This window comes from Rhodobacter sp. P2_H5 (genome assembly GCF_056403335.1).
Genome location: NZ_JBFUFS010000029.1, coordinates 23,440 through 35,024 on the forward strand (window position 1 = coordinate 23,440; position 11,585 = coordinate 35,024).

7 protein-coding genes are annotated in these 11,585 nt (G+C 63.7%); 2 read left to right on the forward strand and 5 right to left on the reverse strand.

The genetic code is table 11. The annotated features are described in order from the left end of the window. Positions 1–56: 56 nt before the first annotated feature. Entirely contained in the window at positions 57–1,301 is a 1,245-nt protein-coding gene (locus AC1DVR_RS22165) for a sulfotransferase family protein (RefSeq protein WP_478002797.1), read from the forward strand. Positions 1,302–1,448: 147 nt separating this feature from the next. Here AC1DVR_RS22165 and AC1DVR_RS22170 read toward each other — a convergent pair whose 3' ends face one another. The 4 genes from AC1DVR_RS22170 to AC1DVR_RS22185 all read right to left on the reverse strand — a co-directional run bounded on the left by AC1DVR_RS22170 (position 1,449) and on the right by AC1DVR_RS22185 (position 5,212). Next, the gene (locus tag AC1DVR_RS22170; RefSeq protein WP_478002798.1) at positions 1,449–2,108 is read right to left on the reverse strand and encodes a sulfotransferase family 2 domain-containing protein; all 660 of its coding nucleotides are present in this window, start codon (positions 2,106–2,108) and stop codon (positions 1,449–1,451) included. Positions 2,109–2,425: 317 nt separating this feature from the next. Further along, on the reverse strand, positions 2,426–3,133 hold the full coding sequence (locus AC1DVR_RS22175; protein ID WP_478002799.1) for a WbqC family protein: 708 nt from the start codon (positions 3,131–3,133) through the stop codon (positions 2,426–2,428). Between the two features lie 26 nt (positions 3,134–3,159). Continuing rightward, positions 3,160–4,416, reverse strand: coding sequence for a glycosyltransferase family 61 protein (locus tag AC1DVR_RS22180; RefSeq protein WP_478002800.1), 1,257 nt, complete (start codon positions 4,414–4,416; stop codon positions 3,160–3,162). A 118-nt stretch (positions 4,417–4,534) separates the two neighbouring features. Next, on the reverse strand, positions 4,535–5,212 hold the full coding sequence (locus tag AC1DVR_RS22185) for a class I SAM-dependent methyltransferase (RefSeq protein WP_478002801.1): 678 nt from the start codon (positions 5,210–5,212) through the stop codon (positions 4,535–4,537). Positions 5,213–5,531: 319 nt separating this feature from the next. On the opposite strand from AC1DVR_RS22185, the gene AC1DVR_RS22190 reads away from it, so the two are divergent. Continuing rightward, positions 5,532–6,593, forward strand: coding sequence for a DegT/DnrJ/EryC1/StrS family aminotransferase (locus tag AC1DVR_RS22190; protein ID WP_478002802.1), 1,062 nt, complete (start codon positions 5,532–5,534; stop codon positions 6,591–6,593). A 72-nt stretch (positions 6,594–6,665) separates the two neighbouring features. Here the strand turns inward: AC1DVR_RS22190 and AC1DVR_RS22195 are convergent, their stop codons facing one another. After that, on the reverse strand, positions 6,666–11,132 hold the full coding sequence (locus AC1DVR_RS22195) for a glycosyltransferase family 2 protein (RefSeq protein ID WP_478002803.1): 4,467 nt from the start codon (positions 11,130–11,132) through the stop codon (positions 6,666–6,668). Positions 11,133–11,585 lie beyond the last annotated feature (453 nt).

Sequence of the window (11,585 nt, forward strand, 5' to 3'; positions counted from 1 at the left end):
ACCCGATCTTCGGACCGGGGGTGAGGGCTGGCTCTTTTGCGATAGAATTGATGTACATGAGACAACTTACTCTGGTCCTCGGCGTCCACCGCTCTGGCACTTCACTGCTGACGGCCGGTCTGGTTGCTGCCGGCTTGCATCCGGGCGAATTCTCGGACACCCGCGACAGCCACAATCCCGAAGGCTATTTCGAACATCCCGAGGTGCGCGATTTCAACGACCGCCTTCTGGCCGAGGTCGGGGCGTCCTGGGATAACTGGGGGTTCCATGCCCCCTCTGCCCAGCTTGACGGTGCAGCCTTCGCGCCGTGGCGCGCCGAAGCCGTCGCGCTTTTGCATCGCCTGTTCGAAGGTCCCGGCCCCTTCGTGCTGAAGGATCCCCGGATCATGACGCTCTGGCCGTTCTGGCAGGCCGTGGTGCCCGAGGCCGGCTTTGCGCTGAGCGCCGTGCTGATCCTGCGCGATCCCCTGGAGGTGGCCGAAAGCCAGAGACAGAGGGCCCTGCGCCAGCCCGAGGCCTTCCCCCTTCTGTCGCAGGCCGAACCCATGTCGGCGCTGTGGACCGTCACCATGCAGGGCTTTCTGCAAACCCTGACAATCGATTCCTTGCCGCTGATCACCCATGCGGATCTGCGCGCGGATCCTGCGGGAACGCTGGCCTGGCTTCTGACCAAGCTGAAACGCCCGGCGCGCACCGCCAAACTGAAGTCCTTCGCCCGGCTGCATTTCAAACCCGAGCTTTACCGGGCGCAAGCGAAGGGCCGCCCCTCAGGCGGCTGGGCACGCGAGGCGGCGGCACTTTACGCAGCACTTCTGAAGGGTGGCACGCCAAGGCTTCTCTCCAACGCCGAAGCGCAAACCGCGGCGACAGCCCGTCGCCTGACCGAGATGTTGCGCACCCTGCCCGCCGTCAATGCGATGGTCCAGACCATGCAGGCCGACCGGCAGCGCGAACGTGCTGCAGAAGGCTTGGCGCCTCTGACCCAATTGGCCTGGGGGCTGGAAGTTCCCTTCCTGCGGGCAATGCCCTCCGCCAATCTTGAAGCCCTGCGCGACAAGATTGCCGGCACGGTTGACGAGCGCATGACCAATCCCTCGGTCTTCGTCGTTCTGGCGCGCATCGAGGAAAGTCTTGGTCACTGGACCGAAGCCGAGGCCTGGTTGGGGCGATTTGCCGCGACCCATCCCTTCCATCCGCTGCCCAGCCAGATGATCGCGGAACTCGGCCAGAGGAAGCTCGCCAGCATGACCCCACCGGTGAAGCCGACCAAGGTTGCCAAGGCGAAGCCAGCGCGCAAATAGCGGGCGGTGCCTTTTGGCACCCCCACGCCGGACAGATCACAACCCAAAGATGAATTTTACCCGGGGATGATCAATTCCCAGCTGCGCAATTCCCTTTGCGGGAATTTCTTTTAACACCACACAATCAGAGCGTGTAGCGTCAAACCCTCAGAAGTATTTGCCAAACACCCGATAATCATCCGCGTAAAAATCTTTCAGGCGGTGGATTTGCTCTTCCGTCAGGTCGCTGCGCTTGATGTCCTTGGACCCACGCTGCGCATGTTCCAGCTCCTGCGCCGCACCCGTCCGCTCAGCCAGCCATTTCACAAGCTCGGCCAACTCGCGCTGTGCGTAGATCTTGTCGAAATAATCTGCGTCGTGACCGATGAAAGCGGTCAACGGATCAGTGTGGTGCCGAATGGATTCATCGGCCGCGCGGTACCGTTCCAAATTGTCGATAAAGGTCGAGATGTCCGGCCGGGGCATCAGATCGGCATCGCCACCGCCAAAACGGATTCGCGCTTCGGACAGTTCGTTGTGATGCAAGACCCGGTTGCTGTAGGCGGAAATCATTCGGTCGATCGGATCACGGACGACGGTGAAGCGAAAGTGGTCGGGCCGCTCCATCTTTTTGGATCTTTCGAAGGGTAGGCTGACATAAAAGCTGTGAACGTGCTTTTCCACGCCATTCACGCGAAACCCACGGAAATCAAATCCATTTTCAATCTTGAATGCCAGCAGCTTGAGCGACGTGCAGGCGCATTTCGGAACCGGATAGTAGCTGAATTTATATTGCCCATTAAACACAGACATTACGAAGAACTCCATCCTTTGACGCTAACGTGGAATAGCGCAGAGGCGACTCGCCACCAGTATTCCAAACATTACCATGAATGCCCGCACAAGGACCTTCATCCCTTCGACACTGAATCGCTGATTTTCCAGAGACAATCAAGCCCGATATGGAAAGCCCCGGATGGTGCCACACCTGCCGGCCTCTGCCCGAAGACAGCGGCCTGCCGCCCCGATTTGGGGAAATTTCGCGCCGTGTCAAGAGGACAGCGGCAAGCTGCGGGTCACACATCCGACATGGCGAAAATGTCGCAGTCTGCGCCGCGTCCGAAGGCGCCTTGCCGCGCCAGACTTCAACCCGCCGCGGCCTTTGCGGGAATGATCCGGTACTGGCGCAACTTTTCCGCGATCACATCGGGGCTGTCATACATCATCATGTCCAGCGTCGAAAGATGGGGCAGACCGGGGCAGCGCGGCGCCACGGTCGTTTCCAGAAACCCCAGTGCGATGCCCTGCGCGTTGAAGGCCTCGGCGGCATAAAGCGCGGTGCCGCCGATCGCGTTGACATAGCGCGTCGCGCCCAGGCTCTTGCAGATGGCAATCACGCGGGCCTGTCCCGTCAATCCGTCCAGCCCCGCGATATCCGACGACCGCAGGAAACGCGGACGTGCTTGCAGGACACCCGCCAGCGTTTGCAGCAGGTTGATGTTGAAGGCCGCCACATTGGCGTCGGGAAAGGTCATGATCTCGCGGATGATCGGAAAGACGGCGTCAAAACAGGGGGCTGCGCGGTAAGCGCCTTCGATCCTGCGCAACAGGCGGAGCGCGTGTTCCTTGCGCAGGTAATTGCGGGCGTTGATGGCCTCGGTATGGCCCGCAGCGGCGACAGGGAAGGTCAGCCAGACGGCATCGCCATTGGGCCCGAGGATGCGGTTGCGGTTGACCCAGCCGTCCTTGATATACTGCACGTCTTCATGAAAGACGAAAACATCGCTGTGGGCGATCAGCTGCAGATAGCCGACATAGGGGAAGAAATACGGTTGCATGATGGCGACGATCACCGGCAGCCCTCCTCAGTCACCGGACGTCACTGCGCCGGGGCCTTGAACCAGGTGTCGAGGAAGGCGCGGAAGACCACCGGGTCGATCGAATAATCCATGTCCTGCGACCGGCCGCGCCGGACTGCCGCCTCTGGCCCGGTGATGATCGTCAGGGCGATGTCCTTCGCCTCGGCCCCGCCGTTGTAGCCGACCAGCCCTTCGGTGATCTCGTGGTTGAGAATGCAGATCTTGGTTCCCTCACGCAGGAAATAGCACAGGAAGAGGGACGAGCCCTCCGGCGCCACGACATGGCGCGCCCCGCGCAAGAGCCGGACCTGCTCGATGAAATCATATTCCTCGGTGTAGACGACCGCGAAGCCTTCGGTCCTGGCGATCGCCTCGATCTCGGCGGTGTTGACCAGCCTGCGGTGCCGGAAATCCTTGCGCGCCAGAAAGACCCGCTCGGGGCTGGGCGCATCGCCCAACACCAGATCGGCCCGGCGCACCATCTCCGCCTCGACCGGGGCGAAACGCTCGGGCGAGCTCATCACATAATCCCACTTGAACCGCTCGTTGAGGATCTGATGGAAGGCCATGTAGCCAATGCTGGGCGCGGTCCACAGGCGGCGGACCCGGACCGGCGCGAAGGCGGGGATCTCGATGATCTCCATCCCGGGCATCAACATCATCTCAAGCGCCTGCCGGTGCGAAGCGTTCATATGCGCGTCGATCAGCACCGGCACCGGCGGTACATGCCCCGACAGGGTGGCCGCGACATATTTCGGAATCGAATCGCACAGCCAGTCGCCGAAGAAATCGGTGCGGCACCCGAGCAGGGAAAACGCCTCGTCGAACACGATGGGATCGCGGTCGGAGGCGATGGTCCAGACCTGATCACCATCGCGGTGGAAGATCGCAGCGTCGAACTCCAGCTCATCGTCGATCCGCGCCAGTTCTTCATCCTGGAAATCGGCCAGCGCCAGATCGCCCGCCTCGAAGATCGAGGAGCGCCCGGACAGAAGAACATCCTCGACACAGGACACATAGAAGGACCGCGTGACGTTGCGCAGCGGGCGGTGATTGCCCTGCCCCAGAACCGGCGGCGGCAGAATCGTGAAGGATTCGCCCGCCGGGACGATTTCGGCAAAGCGGCTGCCTTGCGCCTTGGCGAAGGGGTGCTGGCCGGCAAGGCGCTGCATGACCAGCTTCGCCCCACCGTGCGGGGCGATGGTCTGGCGATAGATTTCGAAACCACGCTCGACGCCATGCGCCCGCACCAAAGCCTGTTTGAGCTTCATCAGCATGAACAAATTCGGCTTGCCGGGCGCGTAGTCAAATCGGTCAAAGCCCGTCGCAGACTGCGCTCCGAACCGGAGCGGCCCGGCTTCCAGCAATGACTTCAAGTCGTGAGTTGACAATGATCTACCATTTCGACGGGGTTTTCTTCAGACAGACGCGGGGAGATTTTCGAACGATCGTCGAAGATTCCCACAGCCCATAGTCGAGGCTGAGTGCGACATGTCGGCTCAGGTTTTGCTTGCAGAAGGCCATGATGTCATCCAGCGGCCAATGGAACAGATCGTCACGTTCCCAGTCAACATGTTTCGACATCGCGTTGAAGGCCAGCCCGAGGGTGACCGAAGGCCAGACCGCCGAGAGCGTGCCATGCGCCAGACGCAGCGCATCCTCATAGCTGTTGCCGTGTTTGACGGTGAAGATTCCGCAGATGATGCAGTAGTCAAAGGACCCTTCCGGATAGGGCGCGTCCCGCACGTCGCGTTGGTCGAACCGCTGATCCGGCCACCTCTTGCGCACCTCGGTCAGGATCGCATCGACCAGATCGACGCCGGTGTAGCTCACCTTGTCCAGAAGGTCGTTCGCTTCCAGATATTCCAGCAGAAGGCCCAGCCCGCAGCCGACGTCCAGCAACCTGAGGGGCCGTTCTTTCGAGTAGGCATCGAAGTCGACGGCCGAGAGCAACGTCTCGTAGCGCTTGGCGATATCCTGCGAGTTGGGCCAGTTCAGGACATCGAAATCCCCGCCGGTGCGCGCATGCGGATTGGGAAAAAACTCTGACAATCTCTCGACGTCTCTGCGCATGATGCACTGTCCTCTGTCCGTTCAATCTGTGGCTGTAAAGTGTTACATCTTATGGGAAATCCATCAAATATTGGTGCATGACGGCCGCAGCCGCGTCAAGTCTGCTTGCCGATGAAGATTTTTTAAGGCAAAAATAGGTCATGGTTTTTTGGTAACTTGCCTGTGCCTGGCTCCGGGTCCACGGGCGCTTTCAGGAATTTAGGCGCGCGTGCAAACTTTTTCATCGCAAGATCCACAAGTCCCATCCGCCGACAGCGCGGGTGAACCTCAACCCTATCTGCCCGTCCTGCGCCCGCGCCTTCCCGCCGCGGATCTGATCGTGGAATATCTGCGGCGAATCGATGCAGCGCGGATCTACACCAACCGGGGACCGCTGGTGCTGGAGCTGGAGAGCCGGCTTGAGGCGCATCTGGGATTGCCCGCGGGCGGCGTGGCGAGCGCAAGCTCCGGCACTTCGGGAATCATCGCGGCCATCCTTGCCACCGCCGGACGCGCCACCACGTCGCGGCCCTTCGCGCTGGTGCCAAGCTACACCTTCGTGGCGACCGCGGTTGCGGTCGAGCAATGCGGCTATCGCCCCTATATCCTCGACATCGATCCGGACACCTGGATGCTGGCGCCCGAGCGGCTGCTGCATCACCCGGTTCTCGCGCAGGCCGGTGTTGTCCTGCCGGTGTCGGCCTACGGTTCCCCGGTCCCCTTGCAGCCCTGGCAAGCGTTTCAGGATGCGACCGGGGTCCATGTCGTGGTGGATGGCGCCGCCAGCTATGACCGGGTCATGACGGCACCCGATGCCTTCATCGGGTCCATTCCCGTCGCGTTCAGCCTGCATGCCACCAAGGCCTTCGGCGCAGGCGAAGGCGGTGCGGTGGCCTCGCGGGATGTCGACCTGATCCAGCGCACGGTGCAGACCCTGAATTTCGGCTTCCACGGTGCGCGCGACAGCCGGGTGCCCAGCATCAACGGCAAGATGAGCGAATACCACGCCGCCGTCGGCCTGGCCGAGGATGACGGCTGGGCGCAAAAGTCCTCCGCCTTGCAGCGGGTCGTTGATACCTATCAGCGCCTGCTGGGCGACATGTTCCATGGCGCGTCCCGCATCGGGCTGAGCTATGGGCTGTTGCTGTGCCGGACCCATGCCGAGGCGGAGGCCGTTCTGCGGGCCTTCGACCAGGCCGAGATCGGGAGCCGGCATTGGTACGGCGACGGTCTGCACCGCCAGTCGCTTTACACCAACGCCTCGCGCGACAGCCTGCCCGTGACCGAGGACCTTGCGCCGCGGCTCATCGGCCTGCCGATGGCGCCGGATCTGACCGAAGAGGACATCAAGCGCGTGGCCGCCGCGGTCCAGGAAGGTCTGCGCAACGCCGCCAGCGCCTGAGCCCCCCGCAAGGAGGGGCCAGAATGTGCAGGGAAAGCCGTCACCCCTCGCCCATCGGCAAGGGGAGCCGCGTCAGACTGCGAAGGGCGGCACCACCCCGGCCAGAACCCGGTCCAGCGCACCGGGGCTTGTCAGGTCCAGCGTTTCGGAAATCCCCTCGCGCCACAGCGAGGTCAGGCCCTGTTCGACCAGCGCCAGATAGGCGCGGTATTCCACCCCGCCGCCGAAATGCTGACCGCGCAGCGCCTCCAGCCGGGCCTTGGCGGCGAATTCGGCCGAGTATTTGTAGTGCAGGAAGGCCAGCGGCTGCGGCGAAAAGCGCAGGCCGGTGCCGAAGTGGAAACCTTCCGAGAAGGACATCAGCGGGTTGAACCGGAACACCGCCACCTTCTGCGCCGTGAAGCGTTCTGGCGGCGACAGCGGCATCAGCCGGTGGCGTAGGCCGCTGACATAACTGCCGAGATTGCCAAACGGCCCCCGGTTGAAAGACCAGCGCCGCACCGGCACCCGGTCATAGCAGCGCGCCGTCTCCGCCGGGGCGAACTGGGCGAAGTCCGCCGCCTCCAGCGCGCCTTCGGGGTACATGTCGGCCATCATGGCGAGGGCGGCATCATGGCCCTCGGCCTCCAGGCTGCGGCACAGGGCGGGCAAGGCGCCCGGCTGGGTCTCGGGCGTGTTGTCCCGGGTCAGCAGGAACTCGTCCGCGTCGGCCACCACCACCCAGCGCCCGGCGCAGAAATGGTCCAGCAGAACGCGCTGCCAGTCGACACCGTAATGCGACACCTTGTAGTCATTGGCGGCCGAGAACAGCACCACATCGGGTTGGCCGTGCAGAAATTCCCGCGTGCCGTCATCCGAAAGGTTGTCGGCGATCAGAAAGACCTGGACCCCCAGCTTGCGGTAATGCGCCAGGAAATGCGGCAGGATGGTCATCTCGTTGCGCAGGGCGCAGACACAGACAAACTCGGCATTCTCGATCTTTTCCCGGGCACCCTGCGGGTTGAGCATTTCCAGCATGTTGCTGTCATAGGCCAGCGAGGGTTTGGCGTTCATCGGCCACAGCCGTGGCGGCCACAGCTTGGGGACGCCCGCGGCATCCCCCTCGCGGTCGTCGCGGATCTGCGCCATCAGGCCCATGGTATCCAGATGCGCCACGGCAATGCCGCTCAGGGCGCTTGGCACGAAGGTCCGGTCGATCTGCAAGACCGGCAAAGCCCCGCCATGGGTGCGCCGGGCCTGCATGGAGGTATAGCCCATGTCAGAGACCTGGATCCCGCCGGCCTGCAGCAGGTCACCGATCATCTTGTCCTCGAAGTAGGAGGCAAGGCGCAGCCGCACCCCCATGCTGCTGTCTGCCACCTGCTCCAGCTGGTCCAGCGCGTGGCGCGACAGCACATAGCTGCCGCCGCCATCGGCATAGCGCGTGCCGAGGGGCGAGGTGTCGATTGCGCGCTGGTTGCCCGGACGCGCCGATTTGGCCTGATGCCAGGCGCGGTCGAAGGTCGCGGGGAAAGCGGTCAGCGGGCGGCCGAAGTAATGGCTGCGCCGGTAGCTGAGCGAGGTCAGGAAGGTCTTGGCATCCAGATAGCAGTCATCGTCGATCTTGAGGACATAGGATTCCGGCCGGTTCTGCCGGATCCAGCGGAAGATCGCCAGAACCTTGGCCGGCAGATCCTCGTAAGCGTCGCCGACCGGCAGAGTGACCACGCCGGTCGCTTCATCCACCTCGGCCGCGCCATTGATGTCATCCGACCCGCAGAAGAACAGAACCTTCGCGCCGGCGGCCTCGACATCCTTGATCCAGGTCTCGCGGCATTCCTTCGCCCGGGTCTCAAGGTATTTGCGGCAGGTGATCAGGGCGATCAGCGTATCGCCGAAGAAGCCCCCGGCGGGCAGGTCGCTCTGCGGGGCCTCGTCCTCGGCCAGGGGGAAACGGTCGCGGTAAACCTCGTCCAGCGCCTCGATCTGCCGCAGGGTCAGCGTGTCCAGATCACCCGCCCGGGCGGCCTGGGTCAACCGCCGGACCGCGGCATGCAGTCCCGGCGGGACTGCCGTCGCATCCGGGGCCGTCCGCAGCCGGTCAAGGATCTGCACGATGAGAGCGCCCAGCAAGGCGCCATCGTCGCGCTTGGCCGCCAGAAGCCCCCAGGTGATAGCATCCAGCACGACGGCGTTGGTCGCAGGGTCGCCGGTCGGGCCGCCTTCGCTGCACAGGGGCAGGAAATCGCACAGCCGCTCGACATCGCCCGCGAGAGCCGCCTGGCCGATGTTTTCCAGCAGGCTGCGGTATTCCACCATCGGGAAACTTTGCAGCCGCAGGACCGCATCCCGCAGGGCCCGCGGCGGCAGTCGCGACTGGGTAGCGGCGCCGGCATCAGGGAAAGGATGCGCGGCGGTCCGCAAGAAGATATCCTCGCTCAGCGCCGTGTTGGACAGCGACCCCGAATGGGTGGGGTCTTTCAGCCCATGCAGGCTCAGGAAGGTGTCGAGATAATCCCGCCGTGCGCCCTCGGCCACGATGCGAAGCGCGGGGCGTTCCGCTGCCGGATCGCCGGTCAAGGCGCGAAACCCGGCCAGAGCCGCGTTGTTCCGCATGGCCGTGCCAGCCATCTCGACGAACCGCTCCATGAAGATGCCGCCCGGCCGAGTCGTGGCGCGCCGTTCGGCCTCGAACAGCGACCAGAACTCGGGAACCGTCGCAAAATGCTTTTCGGCAAAGGACATCATATCGGTCTGGAACCAGTCCGGCTCGTCCGAGGAAGCCAGGATGATCAGGACCAACGCCCGCATCAATCCGGCATGGCGGAACGACGCATATTCCTGCGAGCCGAGAGATTTCAGAAACTCGAGATAAGCATAGGCCGCCTTGAAGCGCAGATCCCGCGGCAGCTTCGCCTTGACGATGGCCACGACAGCCGCCGAAATCGCCCGGTGGTTGAAACCGGTATCGGGAAGCTTCGACAGGCGGAGCAGGACGGACACACACTCCTCGATCCGCTTTCGGGCCGCCAGGGGCGCCAGAGCCGCGCTCAATTGCCAGGCCGATTTGTCAGGGGTGATCAGATCGGCGACGAAACCCTCGGCAATCTCGGCGGAAATCACCTCGGCAAGGCCGAATTCCAGCAGCACATCCGAGATTTCGAGCATGAAGAAATGGCGCTCATCGGCCCGCATCAGCCCGGCCAGATAAAGGACATGGCGCCGCAGCGCCTCGGCCGAGACGTCCGGCGTGGCGAGAAGGTCGCCCACCGACCGGACCGCGCGCCAGAAGGCGACGAGTTCCGCAGCCGGCGCCTCGACCCGCGCGGGCGGAGCCGCCTCCTCCAGACTGAGGACGGCACCGGCGAACTGGCGCTGCTTGGCCAGAAAATCGCTCAGGAAGGGCGCCACTTTCTTGATAAGGGGCAGATGTTCCGGCGCATGCAGGACGCTCCACCAATCCATGAAGACCATCCGCCATTCCGCGGTTTCCGCCCAACCGCCGTCCACCGCCGCGCGGGCCAGAGCCTCGAGCTGGACATAGATGGCGGGGCCGATCGCAATTCCATAGGGCGCCGGGGCAAGACCCGCGACATGAAGGTCCAGGACATTCGGCGCGGTCGGGGCCAGATCCTCGGGCGTGGGGATCAGGCGCAGGAATTCTGACAGCGGCGTGATGAAGCGGACGAAGCCCGGCCCCCTGCCGCCCGACAGCGCCGGGCCGGAGGTGACAAGCCGCGTAGCCGTCTGTGCGCCGGTCTCCCGGCAGCGCCAGAAGACATCCTCAAGCGGCGCCTGGGTCACCCCGCGCAGCACGATATCGCCCTGCGAAATTTCGACGATCGGATGGGACAGCACATCGTGCACCCGGAAATCACCTTCCGGCCCCGTAACCAGAATGCCCATCTCACCCGGCCCGGCCTCCGCAAGGTCGGCCTGCGACAGGCGGCAGGCCAGCCACGGCTGCCCGGCGATAACCGCCGGCGTCATCCGGTCGAGGGCAATCGGGCGGTCCGCCACCGAAAACGCCAGAAGCGCCGGGTCAAAATCCTCCGGCAGCGCCCCATGGATCAGCGCGGTCTGCGTGGCGCTGTCAAACACGCCGCTGAGGCCGATCGAAGGCTCCGCCATGCGCAGTGCGCAGCGGTGGCTGGCGTTGCCCGCAACGGTGACGATGTTCTGCGGCCGCACCCGGGTGGCAAGCTGACACAGGGTGATCTGGCCCAGCTTGACCGAAAACAGCCCGTCCGGCGCCAGAACCAGCCAGAGCCGCCAATGCCGCAGCGGGGTGAAGTCGATGTCGACCGCGACGGCTTCGCCCCAGACCCCGGCCTGCTGCGTGTTCAGAAGGACGAGCTTATCCTTGATCCGCACCGAAAGATGCAGGCGCTGCCCGCCCGCCGCCGTGATCAGATCGACATAGATGAAGGTCTCCGGGTCCTGCACCGCGGTGTCGAAGGTGACCTCGACATTCAGCTCGCCACGGCCCGACAGCGCTTGCGCCAGCCCTGCCGCGATCGGTTGACTGTAATCCTGGTGCAAATGGAATGCTTCCGGCACGGAGCCCGCTCCTTCTTCAATGACGCCCTTACTTTCGACAGGCGGCATTGAAAGGCAAGGCGAAAACGCCGCCCGCCCGGGCCGTACCGCAGCCCGCGCCCCCTGAAGAGCGGTGCAATGCACCGCAAATGGGCGGATTCCTCTGTCGCCAAAACCGGGCGTCCGGTGCACAGCCCGGCGGCCCGCCTTAGGGAAGATGGGCATATTGCCCATCCTTGTCTCTTGGCGATCTGCGACAATGGAGGTTGCAGACGAGACCCCGGTCCATCCTTGGGTGCCTGAGCCCGTCCGGTAGCTTGGGGCTCGTCTGCGTTTTCGCGTTCAAACCTGAACAGTTGCCTGGGGCGCTGCGCCAACAGACGACCCCGCAGATCAAGGACAGGCCGCCATGACTTTGCCACGGGATTTCATCGGTGTCGACGTTTCGAAGGATTGGCTCGACACCTTCTCGCT

What these genes read in the sequence shown, in the direction of transcription:
- AC1DVR_RS22165 (WP_478002797.1), top strand. Translation starts at nt 57, where the DNA reads ATGAGACAACTTACTCTGGTCCTCGGCGTCCACCGCTCTGGCACTTCA.
- AC1DVR_RS22170 (WP_478002798.1), bottom strand. Translation starts at nt 2,108, where the DNA reads ATGGAGTTCTTCGTAATGTCTGTGTTTAATGGGCAATATAAATTCAGC.
- AC1DVR_RS22180 (WP_478002800.1), bottom strand. Translation starts at nt 4,416, where the DNA reads ATGCTGATGAAGCTCAAACAGGCTTTGGTGCGGGCGCATGGCGTCGAG.
- AC1DVR_RS22185 (WP_478002801.1), bottom strand. Translation starts at nt 5,212, where the DNA reads ATGCGCAGAGACGTCGAGAGATTGTCAGAGTTTTTTCCCAATCCGCAT.